General features: G+C 61.7%; 18 protein-coding genes. 8 read left to right on the top strand and 10 right to left on the bottom strand.

Annotated elements, in window-relative coordinates; all coding sequences use genetic code 11:
* Positions 1 to 56 precede the first annotated feature (56 nt).
* Positions 57 to 2,174: a sodium-translocating pyrophosphatase gene (locus EDD78_RS01225; protein ID WP_117507661.1), complete on the top strand. Its 2,118-nt coding sequence runs from the start codon at positions 57 to 59 to the stop codon at positions 2,172 to 2,174.
* A 140-nt stretch (positions 2,175 to 2,314) separates the two neighbouring features.
* A complete protein-coding gene (rsgA, locus tag EDD78_RS01220) occupies positions 2,315 to 3,382 on the top strand; it encodes a ribosome small subunit-dependent GTPase A (protein WP_117507663.1) in 1,068 nt (355 codons plus the stop codon).
* Positions 3,383 to 3,446: 64 nt separating this feature from the next.
* Here the strand turns inward: rsgA and EDD78_RS01215 are convergent, their stop codons facing one another.
* Positions 3,447 to 4,547: a hypothetical protein gene (locus tag EDD78_RS01215; RefSeq protein ID WP_079700337.1), complete on the bottom strand. Its 1,101-nt coding sequence runs from the start codon at positions 4,545 to 4,547 to the stop codon at positions 3,447 to 3,449.
* Positions 4,548 to 4,777: 230 nt separating this feature from the next.
* Between EDD78_RS01215 and EDD78_RS01210 the strand changes: the two genes are divergently transcribed.
* Both EDD78_RS01210 and pduL read left to right on the top strand, forming a co-directional pair.
* The gene (locus EDD78_RS01210) at positions 4,778 to 5,425 is read left to right on the top strand and encodes a uracil-DNA glycosylase (protein ID WP_079700336.1); all 648 of its coding nucleotides are present in this window, start codon (positions 4,778 to 4,780) and stop codon (positions 5,423 to 5,425) included.
* Between the two features lie 151 nt (positions 5,426 to 5,576).
* Positions 5,577 to 6,152 carry a phosphate propanoyltransferase gene (pduL, locus tag EDD78_RS01205; RefSeq protein ID WP_079700335.1) on the top strand — a complete coding sequence of 192 codons (576 nt, stop codon included), beginning with the start codon at positions 5,577 to 5,579 and terminating at the stop codon, positions 6,150 to 6,152.
* Positions 6,153 to 6,221: 69 nt separating this feature from the next.
* Here pduL and EDD78_RS14145 read toward each other — a convergent pair whose 3' ends face one another.
* The 5 genes from EDD78_RS14145 to EDD78_RS01180 form a co-directional block, all read right to left on the bottom strand.
* On the bottom strand, positions 6,222 to 6,614 hold the full coding sequence (locus EDD78_RS14145; protein ID WP_286170661.1) for a VOC family protein: 393 nt from the start codon (positions 6,612 to 6,614) through the stop codon (positions 6,222 to 6,224).
* Between the two features lie 64 nt (positions 6,615 to 6,678).
* Entirely contained in the window at positions 6,679 to 7,617 is a 939-nt protein-coding gene (locus EDD78_RS14140) for a hypothetical protein (protein ID WP_132083589.1), read from the bottom strand.
* Complete coding sequence (locus EDD78_RS01190; protein ID WP_159449077.1) at positions 7,614 to 8,483, bottom strand: DNA alkylation repair protein; 870 nt, start codon at positions 8,481 to 8,483, stop codon at positions 7,614 to 7,616. Before EDD78_RS01190 ends, EDD78_RS14140 begins: the two co-directional genes overlap by 4 nt.
* A 19-nt stretch (positions 8,484 to 8,502) precedes the next feature.
* Positions 8,503 to 10,080 carry a DHHW family protein gene (locus tag EDD78_RS01185; RefSeq protein ID WP_079700332.1) on the bottom strand — a complete coding sequence of 526 codons (1,578 nt, stop codon included), beginning with the start codon at positions 10,078 to 10,080 and terminating at the stop codon, positions 8,503 to 8,505.
* Positions 10,081 to 10,090: 10 nt separating this feature from the next.
* Positions 10,091 to 11,500 carry an MBOAT family O-acyltransferase gene (locus tag EDD78_RS01180; protein ID WP_132083587.1) on the bottom strand — a complete coding sequence of 470 codons (1,410 nt, stop codon included), beginning with the start codon at positions 11,498 to 11,500 and terminating at the stop codon, positions 10,091 to 10,093.
* A gap of 178 nt (positions 11,501 to 11,678) precedes the next feature.
* On the opposite strand from EDD78_RS01180, the gene EDD78_RS01175 reads away from it, so the two are divergent.
* The 4 genes from EDD78_RS01175 (at position 11,679) to EDD78_RS01160 (ending at position 16,668) form a co-directional block, all read left to right on the top strand.
* Positions 11,679 to 12,572: a DMT family transporter gene (locus EDD78_RS01175; RefSeq protein WP_165873056.1), complete on the top strand. Its 894-nt coding sequence runs from the start codon at positions 11,679 to 11,681 to the stop codon at positions 12,570 to 12,572.
* A 153-nt stretch (positions 12,573 to 12,725) separates the two neighbouring features.
* On the top strand, positions 12,726 to 15,473 hold the full coding sequence (gene secA, locus EDD78_RS01170) for a preprotein translocase subunit SecA (protein ID WP_132083583.1): 2,748 nt from the start codon (positions 12,726 to 12,728) through the stop codon (positions 15,471 to 15,473).
* A 165-nt stretch (positions 15,474 to 15,638) separates the two neighbouring features.
* Positions 15,639 to 16,280 carry a helix-turn-helix transcriptional regulator gene (locus tag EDD78_RS01165; RefSeq protein ID WP_079700328.1) on the top strand — a complete coding sequence of 214 codons (642 nt, stop codon included), beginning with the start codon at positions 15,639 to 15,641 and terminating at the stop codon, positions 16,278 to 16,280.
* Between the two features lie 16 nt (positions 16,281 to 16,296).
* Positions 16,297 to 16,668 (top strand): RidA family protein, encoded by a 372-nt coding sequence (locus tag EDD78_RS01160; RefSeq protein WP_132083581.1) that lies wholly within the window; start codon positions 16,297 to 16,299, stop codon positions 16,666 to 16,668.
* Positions 16,669 to 16,716: 48 nt separating this feature from the next.
* Here EDD78_RS01160 and EDD78_RS01155 read toward each other — a convergent pair whose 3' ends face one another.
* The 4 genes from EDD78_RS01155 to EDD78_RS01140 all read right to left on the bottom strand — a co-directional run bounded on the left by EDD78_RS01155 (position 16,717) and on the right by EDD78_RS01140 (position 19,183).
* The gene (locus EDD78_RS01155; protein ID WP_132083579.1) at positions 16,717 to 17,112 is read right to left on the bottom strand and encodes a NifB/NifX family molybdenum-iron cluster-binding protein; all 396 of its coding nucleotides are present in this window, start codon (positions 17,110 to 17,112) and stop codon (positions 16,717 to 16,719) included.
* On the bottom strand, positions 17,109 to 17,507 hold the full coding sequence (locus tag EDD78_RS01150; protein ID WP_132083577.1) for a DUF134 domain-containing protein: 399 nt from the start codon (positions 17,505 to 17,507) through the stop codon (positions 17,109 to 17,111). Before EDD78_RS01150 ends, EDD78_RS01155 begins: the two co-directional genes overlap by 4 nt.
* Positions 17,508 to 17,651: 144 nt before the next feature.
* On the bottom strand, positions 17,652 to 18,335 hold the full coding sequence (locus tag EDD78_RS01145; RefSeq protein ID WP_350308568.1) for a DUF2461 domain-containing protein: 684 nt from the start codon (positions 18,333 to 18,335) through the stop codon (positions 17,652 to 17,654).
* On the bottom strand, positions 18,332 to 19,183 hold the full coding sequence (locus EDD78_RS01140; protein WP_286170657.1) for an RNA polymerase sigma factor: 852 nt from the start codon (positions 19,181 to 19,183) through the stop codon (positions 18,332 to 18,334). Before EDD78_RS01140 ends, EDD78_RS01145 begins: the two co-directional genes overlap by 4 nt.
* Between the last annotated feature and the right edge of the window lie 71 nt (positions 19,184 to 19,254).

Here is a 19,254-nt window from a genome sequence, read left to right as displayed (position 1 = left end):
AATATACTTAGGCTAGAGGATTTTCGGATTCTCAATTTGAGTATGGAGGGTTTTGCATGAGTCTTACCATTCTGGCCCCGGCCGGCTCGATCCTGGCGCTGCTTTTCGCACTCTATCTGGCGCGCAGGGTTTTAAAGGCCGACCAGGGCACCGACCTGATGAAAAAAATCTCGGGCGCGGTGCAGCAGGGGGCCAACGCCTATCTCAAGCGGCAGTATATGGGCGTTTTGATCTTCTTCGTTGTGATGTTCGTCGTACTCTTGATCCTGGCAATGAGCGGTTTCCTTACCATGTTCGTGCCCTTTGCTTTTGTCACGGGCGGCTTCTTCTCGGGCCTCAGCGGCTTCATCGGGATGAAGATCGCCACGGCCGCCAACTCCCGCACCGCCAACAGCGCGCGCCACAGCCTCAACAGCGGGCTGCGCGTCGCCTTCTCGGCGGGCGCGGTGATGGGCTTCGTCGTGGTCGGGCTCGGGCTGTTCGATATTTCCTTCTGGTACTATTTCCTGAAATTCTGGTATTCCAATCCCGCCCACCTGGTGCTGGCGGCGGGCCAGGCGCTCGAGGACGCCCAGGTCCAGGCGATCACCTCGGCCATGCTCACCTTCGGCATGGGCGCCTCTTCCATGGCGCTCTTCGCCCGGGTGGGCGGCGGGATCTTCACCAAGGCGGCCGACGTGGGCGCCGACCTGGTCGGCAAGGTCGAGGTCGGCATCCCGGAGGACGACCCGCGCAACCCGGCGGTCATCGCCGACAACGTCGGCGACAACGTGGGCGACGTGGCCGGCATGGGCGCCGACCTGTACGAATCCTACGTCGGCTCGATCATTTCCACCGGCGCGCTCGCGGTTGCCGCCGGGCTGGGCTTCCATGGGGTGACCATCCCGATGGAGATGGCCGCGATCGGGATTCTCGCTTCGATCATCGGCTCGTTCTTCGTCTCGACCAAGGAGGGCGCCAGCCAGAAAAACCTCCTGAGCGCCCTGCGCCGCGGGGTCTGGATCAGTGCCGGGTTGATTGCGATCGTCGCTTTCCCGCTGATCTACTTCGGGCTCGGGTCCCAGTACATAGGCCTTTATTTTGCGATCCTTTCGGGACTTTGCGCCGGTATTTTGATCGGCGTGGTCACCGAATACTACACCTCGGACAGCTATAAGCCGACGCGCAAGCTGGCGGGCTCCTCCCTGACCGGCCCCGCCACCATCATCATCAGCGGCCTGTCGCTGGGGATGCTCTCCACCGTGCTGCCGGTACTGATCGTGGGCGTGTCGGTGCTGGTGAGCTACTACGTTTCGGGCGGCGGCGCGGACTTCAACATGGGCCTTTACGGGATCGGCCTGTCCGCCGTGGGCATGCTCTCAACGCTGGGCATCACCCTGGCCACCGACGCTTACGGCCCGGTCGCGGACAACGCGGGCGGAATCGCCGAGATGGCCCACCTGGGCGAGGAGGTGCGCGAGCGCACCGACGCGCTGGATTCACTGGGCAACACCACCGCCGCGACCGGAAAGGGCTTTGCCATCGGCTCGGCCGCGCTGACCGCGCTGGCGCTGATCGCCTCCTACATCGCCGAGATCAAGGTGCTTGCGCCCGACTTTGTGTTCGATCTGTCGATCACCAATCCGACCGTGCTCGTCGGCCTCTTCGTGGGCGGTGCGCTGCCCTTCCTCTTCGCCGCGCTGACCATGGAGTCGGTGGGCAAGGTGGCGCAGAGTATAGTCGTCGAGGTGCGGCGGCAGTTTAAGGAGATCACCGGCCTGATGGACGGCAAGGTCGATCCCGACTACGCCAAGTGCGTGGATATCTGCACCCGCAGCGCGCAGCATGAGATGATCCTGCCCGCCCTGCTGGCGGTCGCCGCGCCGATCATCGTCGGATTGGTGCTGGGGGTCAACGGGGTCGCCGGGATGCTCGCGGGCGCGACGGTGACCGGGTTCATCCTGGCCGTGATGATGGCCAACTCCGGCGGCGCCTGGGACAACGCCAAGAAGTACATCGAGGGCGGCGCGCACGGCGGCAAGGGCAGCGAGGCCCACAAGGCCGCCGTGGTGGGCGACACGGTGGGCGATCCGTTCAAGGACACCTCCGGCCCGTCGATCAACATCCTGATCAAGCTCCTGTCGATGGTCTCGATCGTCTTCGCCAGCCTGGTGGTGGCCTTCTCGATTTTCTAAAATTTACAATACGCGGGCCGGCGTGGTTGTCCGTCTTTACGGGCATAATCACGCCGGCTCTGTTCATCTTAACAAGGGGGGATGGTTTATGGGTGTTCCGGTATGTTTAAAACGAAACAACCGCTTCAAGGAGGCCATATATGATCGATTTAAAGGAATACGGCTATGACGGGCCGCTGGAACCTGTAAGCGGGCTGCTGCCCGGGCGGGTCACCGAGCAGCACCGCGACCGGTACAAGGCCGTCTGCTTGCGCGGCGAGGTTTGGGCGGCGCCCACCGGTTCATTTTTTTACAGCGCCGGGCAGCAGCAGGATTTCCCCTGCGTGGGGGACTTCGTACTGCTCCAATACAATGAAACCGGGGACAGCAGGATCACCGGGCTGCTGCCCCGCCGCTCCCAGTTTTCCCGCTCTGATTTCGGCGGGCACAAGGCCGAATACGCCAAAGGTGTGCAGCAGCAGGTGGTGGCGGCAAATTTCGACTATGTCTTCATCCTGTCTTCCCTCAACCGGGACCTGCGCCTGAGCCGGCTGGAGCGCTACCTCTCGGCGGCGCTTTCGAGCGGCGGGCAGCCGGTGGTTCTGCTGACGAAGGCCGACCTCTGCTTTGAGGTGCAGCCTGTGCTCGAGGAGGTCCGCCTCGCCCTGCCGGGCGCCCCGGTTTACGCCCTCTCCAGCCGCACGGGAGCCGGTATGGAGGAGCTGGAGCGCTATCTTCTCCCGGGGAAGACGGCGGTTTTCCTCGGGATGTCCGGCGTGGGCAAGTCCTCGCTGCTCAACGCCCTGGCGGGGCAGGAGGTGATGAAGGTGCAGGGCATCCGCGAGGACGATAGCCGCGGACGGCACACCACCACCCACCGGCAGCTCTTCCGGTTGCCGGGCGGCGCGCTGGTGATCGACACCCCGGGAATGCGGGAACTCGGGCTCTGGGACGCCGACGAGGGAATCGGCAGCGCGTTTTCCGACGTCGAGGCGCTCTTCCCCCTTTGCCGCTTCCCGGACTGCCGTCACCAGAGCGAGCCGGGCTGCGCCGTTTTGGCGGCGCTGGAAAGCGGAGAGCTCTCCCGCGCGCGGTGGGAGCAGTATCTCGCTCAGAAACGGGAGAACGCCTTCACCGCCGAAAAGTCGGAATACCTGCAGGAGAAGCGGGCATGGCAGCGCTCCCTTTCCAAGCAAATCCGGCAAATGAAAAAGGGTCCGAAGTTTTAAAAAGCAAAAATTGCCCCCCGCTCAAGCTGATGGGCGGGGAGCGGCTTTTTTTAAAGCAGAATATTCAGTCCTTATCGCCGCGGCAGAAAATTTCGATGGTTTCGTCTCTTTTGCTCTCCAGTCGGGAAAAGTCCATCGCCTCGATATAGAAGCTCTCCAGCTCGTCATGCAGCTCTTTCGCCGCCGCGAGGTACTCGGTGGACTGGTGGAGCATCTCGAACGCCGCCTTGCGGTTGAAGGAGAGACGCTGCTTCTTCTGGCGCAGGGCCTCCACGTCGGTGAAGCGGCGGGCGTGCAGGGTGCGGAACGCCTCCAGCTCCAGCGGATGCACCCGGTTGGAGGTCATGAAGCCCAGCGAGAGCGCGGGGATAAAGAGGTGCTCGATCTTCTCGAACGGCGCGCTCGGGCAGTAGCAGGTGATGATGTCGTATCCCCGTTGCAGCGCGAGGGCGCGCAGATGGGAAAGCAGGATCCGCGAGGAGGCGGAATACTCGTCGTCGATGACATAAATGCGCTCGGCCAGCGCCTTGGCGGTATCCTCCAGCACCAGCACCCCCTTGTTGCAGATGGCGCTGATGAAACGGATGTCCTCGTGGGGCGGGTCGTGGCGGACTCCGCCGCCCAGCTCCCTGTTGGCGAGCCGGCCGGCAAAATCCCGGATCTTATCCTGATTGGTGCACTCCAGCGCGAGGCGGTAGTTGTCGCTGATCAGCGCACTGTAAGCGGCGAGGAAACGGGTGGACTGCTCGTGCATCCCTGAAATCCTGCGGTTGAGCTTCATGATTTCATCCCGGTGCGCGCGCAGCTTGGCGCTGTCCCAGCACTCGCACAGATTGACGATCTCATCATAGGCGCCGGGGAATTTCGGCTCCAGGGTATGCGGCGCGGTGCCGTCCGCGATGGAGGCTTTGCGGTCGTGGAAGATCACCCCGTCGAGCGAGTCGCAGTCGGACGAGCAGTATATTTCCTCTATGTAGCTGTCGTTATCCTTCATGGCGCAGGCAAGGTTCTTCATCAGGGTGCTCTTTCCGCTGCCCGGACCACCTTTTATTATATACGTACTCCAGCTGTCTTTCTGGCGTTCCAGCTGGTCAAACCTCGAAACAAAGCCCTGCGGTGTGTTTGCGCCCAGGAAAAACCGCACAAGCTTGACGCCTTCGGTCATACTGTTTCCTCCTTCAGAGAGTATTCTTACTTTCTAGTTTATGATATTCCAAACGGCTTGTTTATGATACATTGCATTTGTTTTACAGCCGCCGGACATCCCTTTAGACGCCGCAGACACGGCCTTTGCCGCCCGCACCGCGCTGGAGTCTAAGGCGAATGATTGCAATCCGCTTTGCACAGTGCTATCATGGGGACAAACCAAGGTTTACTGAGTAGGGGGGATTATAATTGGCAACCGAAACGGCGGCGCCCGAGGGGATGAGCGCCGCGGCGGTGATGAAGCGCGCGCGTGAGGCCCAGTCCCTCGAGCAGCTCGAACAGCTCTGCTTTCGCTGTGAGGGGTGCCCGTTTTGCTCGCTTTGCACCTATAAGATTTTCGGCTACGGCAACGAGCACGCGCCGATCATGTTCATCCAGACCAACCCGTCGCGGGAGGAGGACGAGTGCGGCGAAATCCTGGTGCAGGACGCGGGGGAGATCTTCGACTTTCTGCTGGAAAGCGTGGGGATGAGCCGCCAGTCGAACATCTACATCACCCAGCTGGTCAAGTGCATGCCGCTCTTTGGGCGCAGCCCGCGCAAGAAGGAATCGGCGTTTTGTATCAACACCTTCTTAAAAAAGCAGATCGAACTGATCGCCCCCAAGGTGATCGTCACCCTGGGCAGCCTGCCCACCCAGACGCTGATATTGGGGCGCACCAACCTGGAGGACATGTGCGGGCGGTGGTACAAGATCGGGGATACCTGGTTTTTCCCGACCTATCATCCCGCGTCCTTCCTGCGGGGGAAGATGGTGTATTTCCGCAACATCGGACTGGAGCATTTCCGCATCTTCCGCGCCAAGCTCGACGAACTGGGGATCGATCCGAACGCCTGAAAGCGGGCGCAAAATTACCTCTTGCAATCTATGCAGAGAGGCTTTAAAATGTTAAGTGGAAACGGCGCCTTTAGAAAGCGCCGCACGGCCGGGCTTTCGCAGAGGCCTTGCCGCAGACCCGCATACCTCTGCGAGGAAATGGAGTACAGATATGGACAACAAAGTATTGGTTGAAACCTCCGCACGCCATGTGCATGTGACCGAGCAGGACCTCGAAACCCTCTTTGGCAAGGGCGCCAAGCTGACCAACAAGAAGGACCTTTCCCAGCCGGGGCAGTTCGCCTGCGTCGAGCGGGTGACGGTGGTGGGCCCCAAGCGCGAGCTTGCCGGCGTGACCATCCTCGGGCCGACCCGTAGCGCGACCCAGGTCGAGCTCTCCTTGACCGATGCGCGGAGCATCGGCGTTGCCGCCCCCATCCGTGAGTCGGGCGATATCAAGGGCAGCGGCGCCTGCAAGCTGGTCGGGCCCTGCGGCGAGGTGGAGCTTTCCGAGGGTGTGATCGCCGCCAAGCGCCACATCCACGCCACCCCAAGGGACGCCGAGGCGCTGGGGCTTTGCGACAAGCAGATCGTCAAGGTCAAGGTCGATTCCGACGGGCGCAGCCTGGTGTTCGACGACGTGGTGGTCCGGGTGCGCGGCGACTTCGCGCTGGCCATGCACATTGACACCGACGAATCCAACGCCGCCGGATGCGCCGGCGAGGTCTACGGCGAGATCATCAAATAATCTTCTGTTAAAAAACCCGCCCCGGGCGCTTAAAGCGTCCGGGGCGGGTTTTTTGCATGCAAGTCCTGATTACATCCAAGGCATAATGGGAGGAAGCAGACAGAACGGATGTCCCGCAGGGTCGAGCATCACCCGCCAGCGATCATCGAATTGAATTTCAGACATGGCGGCGCCACATGCCAGAGCATGCTTCACGGCTTCCTCCACATCCTTGACATGGAAGTCCAAATGCGCCATCTGCTGTTGTTCTTCCCGTTCCGCAGGCCAAACGGGCGGCACATAATCGTCCGCCTGCTGAATGGTAATCCAGGTTGGAAGGCCCTTCTGCTCCAGGTCCGTCAAGACTGTATATTCTTCACCTTTGAACCGCGTCCAGCCGAGCAGTCTTTCATAAAATGCAGACAGCTCGTCTGCATGATCGGAATCCAGGACAACATTCCATCCCACAAGATCAAGCGCCAAAATATCCCCACCTTCTGTCGGGCTCGCCTTTTCTGCCGACGGCGAGCATCCCTTTTTACTGCCCCTAGCGTCCGTACTCCTCAATGGCCTGGTAAAGCTGCTGCCACTGCTGGAAGAGGGTAAGGCCTGCCTGTTCCTCCCGCACCTGCCGCCGCAGGCGGGTGGAGGGCCCGACCCGGTCCGGCAGGGCTGCGGCGATCTCCTCGTCCAGCTGCCGGTAAGCCGCCTCGCAGGCGGGGCGCGCGATTGCCGCCGCCTCCAGCACGGTGGCGTAGTCCCTTTGGCCCAGCTCCTTTTGCAGGCCCTCGCGCAGGCAGAGCATCCCCGTTTGGTAACGGTACCCAAGGTCGCAGAGCACCAGCTCCCCGGTTTGGGGAGGGAGGAGGCCGGCGAGCGTCTCGGTATCGGCATAATACAGGGTATCCTTGGGGAAGGAGGCGCCCACGGTCAGCGCGCGCAGTTCGATCGTGCCGTCCCGCACGTCCCGCACCGCCCAACGCATGGCGTCCGAATCGTCCGTGCGCACCGCGCCCGTCAGATCGTTTCGCACCCCCAACAGGTACTGCCTGCCGCAGTAGAAGGCGCTCTGCACCTCGTAGCCGTACCGGCTTCGCAGCGGAGCTGACAGGAGCTCCTGCACCGTGGGAGCGTTCAGCGCGTCGTTCATCTGGGAGAAGGAGCTGAAGGTGAAGTCGGCCTGCAGCGCGGCGAAGGCCGGCAGCGCCTGCGCCAGCGTGTCGGACCCGGCAAAGACCACCTGCGCGCCGCTCAGCATCGGATCCTCCCAGTGCTGCAGCTGAACCCCCAAGCGGTTCCCCGAGAGCCGCTCGATGTCGTCGCAGAAGTCCTCCAGCACCCGCAGCGCCGCTTCGGGGCAGTCCTTCGCCACCGCCACCGCCAAAACCGCCGCCTCGGGCTGCTGCCCCGCGTTCTTCGCCTGCCGGCCGCAGGAGCACAGCAGCAGCGCCATGGCCAGCAAAAGGGCCGTCAGCCGCCGCCTCATACCTTGCTCTCCTTTTCCTGCTGCTCGCACCGGGTGCTCTCCACCAGAGCGCGGATGCGCTCATACTCCAGCTGACGCACTCCGGGCGCCTTCGGCTTGCGGGGGCGCCCCCCGCCCTCGGCGCGCTCCTCGGCGCGGCGCTGGGCGCGCAGCATGCGCTCGCGCTTTTGCAGCACGTCCTGCAGACCGCGCACGGGCTGCTTATCGCTCTGCGGAATATCCCGGAACGCCAATATTTTTCGCACGGCGGTCAGCTTGGTCTGATCGCAAAGCCCCGAGCGCACCAAAAACCGGCCCGTCTGCTGCGGATAGCTGCGCCAGGCGTAGGAAAGCAGCCAGGCCTTGGCGTACTCCACGAAATGCTGCTCGGTGGGATAACGCTCCATCACCTTGCAGATCCGCTCAAAATAGGCCGGCTCGTCCAGATAGTAATAGAGCATCAGCACATACCCCAGCCGCGCGCGGTACTCCTCGCCGCTGGCCACCAGGTCTTTGACAAAATCCCAAAACAGCTCCCGGCGCTTGCCCACGATCTTGAGCGCGGCGGCAAAGGTGTCGCAGACCGACCAGTTGTCCACGAAATCCATGAACGAGTCCACGATATACATGTACTCCACCAAATCGTTGTAGGTCGCCCTGCCGATCACCATCGCCGAGAGCATGGCGTGCTCGTAGGAGGTGGGCACCATATAGAAATCCACATAGGCCGCGGCATCCGCCCCGCTGATCGTCTTGGCCAGCGCCCGGATATCCCGCAGCGGCACGCCGTAGACCGGCAGGCTGGTGCTCACGGTGTTCTGCACATAGGCGCGCACCGTCTCGCTGGTGTGGGATTTGAAATACTTTACCAGATTGAGCTGGAACACCCGGCTCCCTCCTTTTGATTTAGTCGTCTCTCTTCTTTTCCCAGTAGTCCCGGTCATACCCGCCCGAACGCTTCTCGGGCTTCGAGGAGCTGGATGCCTTTTCCTCATCCTCCCCGCCCTCGGAGGAGCTCTCCTGCGAGGATGCCTCCTCCTTTGGCGCGGGCGGGTTATAGGGCAGGAAGGTCTGGGTGCGCAGCCGCTCGATCTCCGAAATGCGCACCGCGGTGTTGGCGGCGAAAATATTGTTGATGAAGAGCAGCTCGTTGATGCCGTGCTCCTTCATATAGTCGACCAGGTTGAGCTGGAAATAGCGCTGGTCCACCACGTAGACCTCCTCATAGTGGTTGACCAGGAAGGGGGAGAAGGCGTTACCGAAGGATTCCTTGACCACCGCGATCTTCCGCCCGTTCTTGATGTTGGTGGTGATCTTGGTCAGTGGATAGTCCCCCTGCAAAAAAACCGAATAGCTGTTGGGGCTCTTGGCGTACTCGCCCAGCAGGGTGGTCTCCCGCCCCTGGTAGGGCGAGCCGCGCAGGTATTGCTCCACCTTGTGCGGGGTGGGGATGATCCAGTAATCCACATGGTCGGGGTTCTTGAGCAGCGAGGAGTTCTGCGTCTGGGTATAAAGGCTGCCGATAAAGTTTTCCAGCGTGCGCTTCTCCATACTCTCCAGCGGCACCGGCTCAAAGCCCGCCTGCTCACAAAACGCCTGATAGGCGTAGTAGGCCCCGAGCCCCGTCCAGTGGTGGTCGGTGGCGAAATAGAGGTACTCGTCATTGTGGAGCAGGAGGTTTGTATAGGCGTCCACCGGCTTGATCCCGGGCTCCAGAAGGGAGTAGATGAAGTCGATGTTCGGCTTCTCGGGCGAAGTGATGTCCTGCAGCCGCTCGGGCAGCGCAAACTCGATGTGCGCGGGGACAATGAGATTATAGATCTGCGCCGAATCGCCCAGGGCGGCGTGATAGTCGTTGATCGCCTGCGCATAGCGGCGGGAATTCTGCTCACTGGGTGAGAAGAGCGGCAGCGCCTGGCCCTTGTAGATAAAGACCGAGCCGTACTGCTCGCCCATCGCGCCGTCGTCCGCCACCGTGGGGATCTCGGGCGTCTCCTCGGCGGGGGTCTCGTATCCATTTTCCACCGGCACGGCCGAATCCTGGGGCTCGGGCCGGGACGGCGCGGGGGAGGGCGTCTCGTCCTGATGAACCGGGTCGGGCGCGGTGTGCAGCCGCCCGCCCAGGTCCACCCCGAAGTCCTCCTGGATATTCGCCGCCGCGCGCACGAAATTCTCGCGCAGCGGGAAGCTGTCGGAATAGTAGAGCTCCAGCTCCTCGATGTACTTCCCCGAGACAAGGCCCTGCAGCGAAAAGTGTGGCATCTCCTGCAGGCTGCGGTTCTCATACTCCGACACGGTGGGCTTTGGAAGCACCAGCGAGAGCACGCCAAAGGACGCGAGCACTCCCACCAGGAGGATCACGTTGAGCTTGGAGGTCACCCGCCAATGGCTGTCCCGCCGCCGCAGGGCGGCCCCGGTGTTGACCAGGTCGGCGTAGCCGGCGTTATATTTGCGCGTGCGCTTGCGGTTTTTGGGGGTGTACATGTGTTTACCTCTAAAAGCGGAAATATAAGAATGGATTGAAGCTCTGGCCCACCAGCAGCGAGGTGCACAGGAAGAGCAGGGCGAAGTTCATCACCGTCTCGCAAAGGCGAACCAGGACCATCTGGCGGTGGCTGGCGTACCGGGCGATCAGCGCCTTGACGTGCGGCACCACCGGCAGGCAGAAGAGCAGCGCCACGATCAGCCAGAGGAGGTTGTTGAGGATTACCAGCCCCACCTTGGTCTCCCAGAGCGGCGCGCCCGAGAGGCCGAACATCACGCCCAGATACCCCCGCAGCCGCCCGAAGTCCTCGAAGTAGAAGAGCGTCCAGCCCAGCAGCGCCACCACGAGCAGGTAAAGATGGGAAAAAACGAGCGGGAGCCGCCCCAGGACCTTCGAGAGGAAGAGGCGCTCCAGGGCGATGAACACCCCGAAATAGAGCCCCCAGAGCACAAAGTTCCAGCTCGGGCCGTGCCACAGCCCGGTCAGGAACCAGACGATGAAAAGGTTGAGATACTGGCGGCGGCGGTTGCCGCCCAGCGGGATATAGACATAGTCGCGGAAAAACGAGCTCAGCGAGATGTGCCAGCGCCGCCAGAACTCGGTGACGCTCCTGGAAACGTAGGGGTAGTTAAAGTTTTCCTGGTAGTGGAAGCCGAAGACCTGCCCGAGGCCGATCGCCATATCCGAATAGCCCGAGAAGTCGTAGTAGATCTGCAGACCGAAGAGCAGCATGCCAAACCATGCCCCGGCCACCGACAGGGTGCCCACGGGCGCGCCGGTGAACCCTTCGAGCAGCTTGCCGGCGACGTTGGCGATCACCACCTTCTTGGTCAGCCCGCAGAGCATGCGCGTCAGCCCCAGGCTCACGTCCTGGCTGGTGGTGCGGCGCTCGTCTATCTCGACGGCGATCTGGCTGTAGCGCACGATCGGGCCCGCGACCAGCTGCGGATAGAGCGAGACGTACATCAACAGCTTGTAGTAGCTCTTCTGGGCGGCCACGTCCCCGCGGTAGACGTCCACGACATAGGAAATCGCCTGGAAGGAATAAAACGAAATCCCGATGGGCAGGATGAACTGCGGCACCGGCAGCGAGAGGCCGAAGGCGGCGTTGACGCTCGAGACGAGGAAGCCGCTGTACTTGAAGAGCCCGAGCAGCGAAAGGTTGACCCCCACCGAGACCGCCAGCGCCAGCTTGGCGGCGAGGCGGCCGCGGCTGCGCTCGATGATCCGGCCGTTGCAGTAGTCCACCCCGACAGAAAACATGAGGACAAAGACCCAGACCGGCTCTCCCCAGGCGTAGAACAGGAGGCTGAAGAGAATCAGCACCAGGTTGCGGTATGTCTTGTTTTTCGACAGGTAATATAGTATGATATTGAGCGGCAAAAACAGGTAAAGAAAAATGAGATTTGAAAACACCATGAAAGCAAAGCCCGCCCTTACATTTGTCCTATCCGCCCGAAAAAACGCGCCGCGGCGGATGATACTCCCTTTAAAAAAGAGCGCTAATACTGTTATTATACTATCTTTGCCGTTTAATGAAAAGCATTTGCTGGAAATTTTGTATTGCGGCCCAACCGGCCCAAAGGAGGAGCCCGCCATGCCGAAAACCGCTGTTTTTCCCCTTCGCCGCCTGGGCGCGCTCTCACCCGCCGGCGCCACCGGCTGCATGCTGCTGTGCGGCGTGCTCTGGAGCTTTGGGGGACTGTTCGTCAAGCTGCTGCCCTGGCACCCGGTGGTGATTTCGGGCGCGCGCGGGCTGATCGCCTGCCTTTCGCTGCTCGCCTTCTGCAAGGCAGCCAAAATCCCGGTGCGCCTGACGGGCCGGGGCGTACTGGGCGGGGCCTTCCTTTGCGCGACGCTGCTGAGCTACGTGCTGGCCACCAAGCTGACCACCGCGGCCAACGCGATCGTGCTGCAGTACACCTCCCCGGTCTTCGTCATGCTGCTGTGCGCGCTGATCTACCGGCAGCGCCCGCGCGGCGCCGACGTGCTGGTGGTGCTCGTCACCCTCTCAGGTATAGCCCTGTTTTTCCTCGAACAGCTGACCCCCGGCGGACTTGCGGGGAATCTGGTGGGCATACTAAGCGGTGTGGCCAACGCCTCGTTTTACGTCTACTGCGCCAATGCCTGCAAGGAGGAGAGCGGCCCGTTCGGGGTGATCATCCTCGGGCAGGGGATGACCTTCCTCGTTTCGCTGCCCTTCTGGTTTTTGGCCCCGCCCGTTCCCGGCGCGGCGCAGATCGGCTCCATCCTCTTTTTGGGCCTGGTGCAGCAGACCCTGCCCTATATCCTCTACGCCTATGCCATCCGGCGTTGCCCGGCGCTCACCGCTTCGCTGGTGTCGGTCGCCGAGCCGCTGCTCAATCCCCTGTGGGTGCTGCTGGCGGTGGGGGAGCGCCCGGGAACGCTCTCCCTGATCGGGGCCGGGGTGGTGCTGCTGGCGGTGACCGCCTGGTGCCTGAATAACCAGCGCCTGGGAGCCAAAGTTTAAACTATATACATGATTTATTCAAGATATATTTGACATATTGGAGGGGAAAAGTGTACAATAACAATATGTGCATTTTTGTCCGTATTCACGGCATGATGATAGGATTGGCGTCCATAGCGGCGCCGGATAAGAAAGTTTTGAGGTGAGGCATTCGTGGGATTGCTCAATAAGGTATTTGGTTCCTATTCCCAGAGAGAGGTAAAAAAGATTCAGCCCATCGCCGACAAGGTACTGGCGCTGGAGGAGGATTTTAAGCGCCTCTCGGACAGCGAGCTGCGGGGGATGACCGATAAGCTCAAGGGGCGCCTGGCCGCCGGCGAGACGCTCGACGACATCCTGCCCGAGGCGTTCGCCACCTGCCGCGAGGCGGCCGACCGGGTGCTGGGCATGCGCCACTTCCCGGTCCAGATCATCGGCGGAATCATCCTGCACCAGGGGCGGATCGCCGAGATGCGCACCGGTGAAGGCAAGACCTTGGTGGCCACCCTGCCCGCCTACCTCAATGCACTCAGCGGCAAGGGCGTGCACATCGTCACCGTCAACGACTACCTGGCCAAGCGCGACAGCGAATGGATGGGCAAGGTTTACCGCTTCTTGGGGCTCAGGGTGGGCCTGATCGTCCACGCCATCGAGCCGGATGCGCGCAAGGAGATGTACGACTGCGACATCACCTACGGCACCAACAACGAGTTTGGATTCGACTACCTGCGCGACAACATGCAGATCTACAAGGAGCGCATGGTCCAGCGCGGCTTCAACTACGCCGTCGTGGACGAGGTGGACTCCATCCTCATCGACGAGGCGCGCACCCCGCTGATCATCTCGGGCAAGGGGGACAAGTCCACCGACCTGTATAAGGTCGCCGACCAGTTCGCGCGCACCTTAGGCTACATCAAGGTCAAGGAAGTCGACACCAAAGAGGACAACGACGACGTCGACGCCGACTACATCGTGGACGAGAAGGCCAAGACCGCCACCCTGACCCGGCGCGGCGTCAAAAAGGCCGAGAAATATTTCAACGTCATCAACCTGATGGACGCGGAAAACACCACCCTGCAGCACCACATCAACCAGGCCATCAAGGCCCACGGGATCATGACCCGTGACATCGACTACGTGGTGCGCGACGGCGAGGTGCTGATCGTCGACGAGTTCACCGGCCGCCTGATGATCGGCCGGCGGTACAACGAGGGGCTCCATCAGGCCATCGAGGCCAAGGAAGGGGTCGAGGTCAACCGCGAGAGCAAGACCCTGGCGACCATCACCTTCCAGAACTACTTCCGCATGTACGACAAGCTCTCCGGTATGACCGGTACGGCGATGACCGAGGACGCGGAGTTCCGCGAAATCTACGGCCTGGACGTGGTGGAGATCCCCACCAACCGCCCGGTGCGCCGGATCGACCACACCGATGTGGTTTATAAGACCGAGAATGCGAAATTTAACGCCGTCATCGACCAGATCGTGGAGTGCCACGAAAAGGGCCAGCCGGTGCTGGTGGGCACCATCTCGATCGAGAAGTCGGAGCACCTGTCCAAGATGCTCGGAAAGCGCGGCATCAAGCACGAAGTGCTCAACGCCAAGTACCATGAGAAGGAAGCGCAGATCGTCGCCCAGGCCGGTAAGTACGGCGCGGTGACCATCGCCACCAACATGGCCGGACGCGGCACCGACATCATGCTCGGCGGCAACGCCGAGCTGATGGCCAAGGAGGACCTGGTGAAAGCCGGCTACTCCGAGGAGGTTATCAACGAAGCCACCGGCTTCGCGGACACCGACAACGAGGAGATCATCGCCGCGAGAAAGCTCTTCCAGGAGCAGATGGCCGCGCACAAGAAGGTGGTCGCCGAGGAGGGCGAGAAGGTCAAAGCCGCCGGCGGGCTCTTTATCATCGGCACCGAGCGCCACGAGTCGCGGCGTATCGACAACCAGCTGCGCGGGCGCGCCGCCCGCCAGGGCGACCCCGGCGAGACGCGCTTTTACCTCTCGCTCCAGGACGACCTCATGCGCCTGTTCGGCGGCGAGCGTACCGCGGGGCTGATGGACACCCTCAAGATCGAGGAGGACATGCCCATCGAGCACAAGATCCTGGCCAACACCATCGAGGGGGCGCAGAAGAAGGTCGAGGCGCGCAACTTCGGGATCCGCAAAAACGTGCTGCAGTTCGACGACGTGATGAACAAGCAGCGCGAGATCATCTACGGCCAGCGCAACAAGGTCCTCAACGGCGAGGACATCGCGGACGTCATCTCCAAGATGATCGACGACACCATCGAGAAGGCGGTCGCCCTCTACCTGCCCCAAGGGGTCGCGCACGACGACTGGGACTTCAAGGGCCTGCGCACCCATTTCCTCGGGTGGATCACCGTCCCGACCGACTTCAGCGAATATGAGGACGTCGAAAAGCTGGCCGACGCGAATGCCGACGACGTCTGCGAGATGATCAAAAAGCGCGCGCACGAGATCTATCAAAAGCGCGAGGAGATGTTCACCCCACGTTTCATGCGCGAGCTCGAGCGGGTCATCCTGCTCAAGAACGTCGACCTGCACTGGATGGACCACATCGACAACATGGAGGAGCTCAAGAAGGGGATCTACCTGCGCTCCTACGCGCAGAAGGACCCGGTGGTCGAGTACCGCCTCGAGGGCTTCGAGATGTTCGACGCCATGATCGACTCCATCCGGGAAAACACGGTGCGCCACCTCTTCACCGTGCAGGTGCGCACCGACTCTGAGGAGCCCAAGCGCGAGAAGGTCGCCGACGACAAGGACATGGTTGCCTCGGGCGGCAGCACCGAGCCTGAACAGAAGCAGCCGGTGCGCAAGGGCCAGAAGGTCGGGCGCAACGACCCCTGCCCCTGTGGGAGCGGTAAAAAATACAAGAAGTGCTGCGGCCGCTGAGCGGTGTCGCAGCAAAACCGGGCCCGCGGCAAATGCCGTGGGCCCGGTTTTTGGATTTGATAACTTTTTCTCGCCAAACCACAGAAAAAAGGATTTACAAACCGGAAAATCATGCTACAATAAAGGCATACAAGAAATTTTTCTCACAGAGAGGGGCTGGGAGCGTTGACTAATCGTGAACGTCTCGAGCGTTATTTCCCGATTGCGGATTTCATCCAGGCGATGACGGGCCCCAACTGTGAGGTGGTGATCCACGACCTGAGCGATTTATCGCACTCGATCATCTACATCACCAGCCCCGGCGTGACCGGGCGGATGGTGGGCGGGACCATCACCGATTACCTCTTGGGGCTGTTTACCGAACGGCAGTACGAGCAGAAGGACTTCCTCGTCAACTACACCGGCCGCGGCCCGAAAAACCGGCTACTGCGCTGCTCGACCTACTTCATCCGGGAGGAGGGCGAGCTCATCGGGCTGATGTGCGTCAACATCGACATCAGCGAGCTGATTCACGCCCGTGAGGTGCTGGACGCCGCCCTAATGATCGATGAAAGCCAGCTGCCCGAGCACCGCGCCAAGGAGGATTTCACCCTTTCGGTGGGGGAAATTATCGCGCACGCCATCTCCGAGGCGACCATGGGCGCCGATGCGTCGACCCTTTCCCCCGAGCAGAAATGCCGGGTGGTGCAGGACCTTTCGGGGCGGGGCGTCTTCCTGGTCAAGGGGACCATCCCCTCGGTGGCGGGGCTGCTGGGCGTTTCGGAACAAACCGTATACCGTTACATCGGCAAGATGAAAAATGAATAGATTGGAGCGTGTCAGAATGAAAACAGTCATTGATACCAAAAAGGCGCCCGGTGCGATCGGGCCGTATTCCCAGGCGATCGTGGTGAACGGGATGCTCTATACCTCCGGCCAGATTCCGATAAACCCGGCCGACGGCAGCATCCCTGAGGGGATCACCGCCCAGACCGAGCAGGTGATGAAGAATATCGCCGCCATCCTCGAGGAGGCCGGCACCTGCTTCGAGAACGCGATCAAGACTACCTGCTTTATCGCGGACATGGGCGATTTCGGCGCCTTCAACGAGGTCTATGCCAAGTACTTTACCGGGAAGCCCGCCCGCTCCTGCGTGGCGGTCAAGACCCTGCCGAAGAACGTGCTCGTCGAAGTCGAGGTCATCGCGGTCATCTAACTATGAAAAAGGCGTGCCGGGAGTTTCCTCCCGGCACGCCTTTTTGTTTTAGTGACAGGTTCCGCCGCAGCTGTGTCCCTGGCAGTCCCCGTGACCTTCTCCGTGATGGTCGTGGTGGCTGCAGGTGGTGCCCGGGTCGTATTGCAGCCTGCCCGCGAGCAGGTCGCGCACCGCCTCGTCCGCACTTCCGCTCGCCCCGGGGTAGAGGGTGATCCCGGCCTCGGCCAGCGCCTGCCGGGCCCCGCCGCCGATCCCGCCGCAGATCAGGGTATCCACCTTCATGTTTTTGAGCGCGCCCGCCAGCGCGCCGTGGCCGGTGCCATCCATATGCACCGTGGTGGCAAGGGTGACCGCTCCGTCTTCACAATCGTAAATTTTAAAGCGCTCGGTATGCCCGAAGTGCTGAAAAATCTGTCCGTCCTGATAGGTTACTGCAATTCTCATAATGACTCCTTCTTTTCCTGTTCTTCACGCTCCGCACAGCAGGGGACCGTCCGCCCCATCCTGCGGCAGTGGCGCCGGTGACGATGGGGCCGCTCCTCCTCGCTGCACAGGCGGTAATTTCCGCCCTCGATGGTCAGCCGCCTGCCACCGACAATGGACTGGGCAATTTTCTTGCGGGCGCTGTCGTAGATGGCGCTCACCGTCGAGCGGGCCACCTCCATCTGCTGCGCGCACTCCTCCTGGGACAGCCCTTCCAGATCGATCAGCCGGATGGCCTCATATTCGTCCACCAGCAGCACCACGGGGAGCAGCGCTTCCCCGTCGCCCCCGTCGGGCAGGAAGCGGCTGGTGCGCGGCAGGGCGCAGACCCGGCGGCATTTTGGGGGTCTGGGCATCTTGATTCCTCCTTATTCCTGACATATGTCAATTATTATTATACCCCATTTCCGGCATATGTCAAGAATAAATTTTAGAAAACAAGAGAGGCGGGCGGCAGATAAAATCTGCCGCCCGCCTTCCTGCCGTTTCGCCGGGGACCGCTATTTCCCCGGGCGCTGCGGCATGACGAAGCCCGTAAGCGCCTCGTTGAGAAAACCGTTGAAGGGCCTCATGGCCGCGAAGGTTTCGATAGCCTCGTCGAGAAAGCCCTCCCCGAGCAGCTGCCGGTCGGTCACCGGCACCTCGAGATACCAGCTCTTGTACTTTAAATACTCCGCCTGCGGATGATCGCTCTCATATCCCTGCGGCACCCTCTTGAGGCGGGAGCCTTGCGGGGTAAAGCGGCTGGCGAACGCGGGATCGCTTAGCAGCCGCTGCCATTCGCCGCCTTGGGCCGAGATCCGTTGGCGGACCATGTCGGTGGCGTCCTTGAAGCAGTCGGCGAAGAGCCCGCCGCCCAGAAAGGAGCGGTCTCCCGGGCGCAGGAAGAGGAAATACCCCACCGGGATGGGCAGCTTGCCCTTGGGACCGATGTGTGCGCGAAAGGCGGGGTTGTAGGGGGACTTGTCGTGGCTGAAGCGGGTGTCCCGCATGAGCTTAAAGCAGAGCTCCCCCGGTTTTGCGGGCGGGATGGACCCGTCCAGCTCGCGCAGCCTTAGCAGGAGCACCCCCACCAGCTCCTCGAACTGCCGGGCGGCCGCGCGGTACTCCTCCTTGTGCGCGTGAAACCATTCGCGGTCGTTGTTCTGCTCGAGCGCCGCGAGGTAGTCGAGAATCTGTTTCATCCGCACACCGCCTCCTCCCGGTCCTGAAGTACCGTGCCGAACTCCCGAGAGGCGATCAGGGAGCGCACCCAGTCCCGCGTCTGCTGCGGCGCGCGGTAGTGCGGCAGGGCGGCGAAGACCTGCGAGGCGTCGTCGAGCTGCTCCATCGCCTCGGTAAAATCATCGAGCCGCTGCAGCGACTGGAAGTCCAGCCGGCCCGGGTCGATCCGGTGCTGGGCGATGGCGTAGTCCACCCGCCGCTTACATGAGCAGCGCCCGGTGCCGCTCAGGCCGCAATATTCGCCCAGGAAGTTCGCCACCTTGCGGCGGATGCGCGAAAGGCGCTGGCGGTAGGCCTCGGGGGTCGTCTCCAATATTTCGGCGGCGATCCGGCTGTCCAGGCGGAACATCGTGCCCAGCACGAAGATGCACCGGCTCTGCGGATCCAGGCACTGGAGCATGACGTTGGTGCAGGAGTATTTCAGTTCCTGCTCCAGTAACCGGCGGTCCACGCCGCCGCTGAGGTCCCCCACATCCTGCTCCCGGCCCCCGGCGATGTCCGCGCCGTAGTGCTCGAAGCTCAGCGGCCGCTCATCAAACCGGCTCTTGTGCACGTCGCGCAGGTGATTGACCGCGATCCGGAACACCCAGGTGGATAAGCTGCTCTCCTGCCGGAAGGTGGAGAGGCGGGTCATCACCTTGATCAGGATTTCCTGGGTGGCGTCCTCGGCGTCCGGGACCAGCCCCAGCATGCGCAGCGAGAGGCCGAACACCATGTCCTGCACCCCGTTAAGAACCTCCGCCAGCGCCTCCTGTTCTCCAGCGACGGCCCGCGCGATCAAATCCTTTTCCAAATCCATGTTTTTCATTTTTTATTCCTTTCCTGAAAGCAGTGTCTATACTTCCGATTTATTAGACCGCGCCGGAGGAGGCGTGTGAC

This window comes from Harryflintia acetispora, from assembly GCA_004340125.1.
Taxonomy (GTDB): domain Bacteria; phylum Bacillota; class Clostridia; order Oscillospirales; family Ruminococcaceae; genus Harryflintia; species Harryflintia acetispora.
The sequence above is the reverse complement of the archived record's forward strand: the minus strand, read 5'-3'. Positions and strand labels throughout refer to the sequence as shown.

Excerpts from the sequence above, each read along its gene's own strand:
- EDD78_RS01140 (WP_286170657.1), bottom strand. The coding sequence starts at position 19,183 with ATGAAAAACATGGATTTGGAAAAGGATTTGATCGCGCGGGCCGTCGCT.
- EDD78_RS01160 (WP_132083581.1), top strand. The coding sequence starts at position 16,297 with ATGAAAACAGTCATTGATACCAAAAAGGCGCCCGGTGCGATCGGGCCG.
- EDD78_RS01155 (WP_132083579.1), bottom strand. The coding sequence starts at position 17,112 with ATGAGAATTGCAGTAACCTATCAGGACGGACAGATTTTTCAGCACTTC.
- EDD78_RS01175 (WP_165873056.1), top strand. The coding sequence starts at position 11,679 with ATGCCGAAAACCGCTGTTTTTCCCCTTCGCCGCCTGGGCGCGCTCTCA.
- EDD78_RS01180 (WP_132083587.1), bottom strand. The coding sequence starts at position 11,500 with ATGGTGTTTTCAAATCTCATTTTTCTTTACCTGTTTTTGCCGCTCAAT.
- EDD78_RS01185 (WP_079700332.1), bottom strand. The coding sequence starts at position 10,080 with ATGTACACCCCCAAAAACCGCAAGCGCACGCGCAAATATAACGCCGGC.
- rsgA (WP_117507663.1), top strand. The coding sequence starts at position 2,315 with ATGATCGATTTAAAGGAATACGGCTATGACGGGCCGCTGGAACCTGTA.
- EDD78_RS01150 (WP_132083577.1), bottom strand. The coding sequence starts at position 17,507 with ATGCCCAGACCCCCAAAATGCCGCCGGGTCTGCGCCCTGCCGCGCACC.
- pduL (WP_079700335.1), top strand. The coding sequence starts at position 5,577 with ATGGACAACAAAGTATTGGTTGAAACCTCCGCACGCCATGTGCATGTG.
- EDD78_RS14140 (WP_132083589.1), bottom strand. The coding sequence starts at position 7,617 with ATGAGGCGGCGGCTGACGGCCCTTTTGCTGGCCATGGCGCTGCTGCTG.
- EDD78_RS01215 (WP_079700337.1), bottom strand. The coding sequence starts at position 4,547 with ATGACCGAAGGCGTCAAGCTTGTGCGGTTTTTCCTGGGCGCAAACACA.
- EDD78_RS01225 (WP_117507661.1), top strand. The coding sequence starts at position 57 with ATGAGTCTTACCATTCTGGCCCCGGCCGGCTCGATCCTGGCGCTGCTT.
- EDD78_RS01145 (WP_350308568.1), bottom strand. The coding sequence starts at position 18,335 with ATGAAACAGATTCTCGACTACCTCGCGGCGCTCGAGCAGAACAACGAC.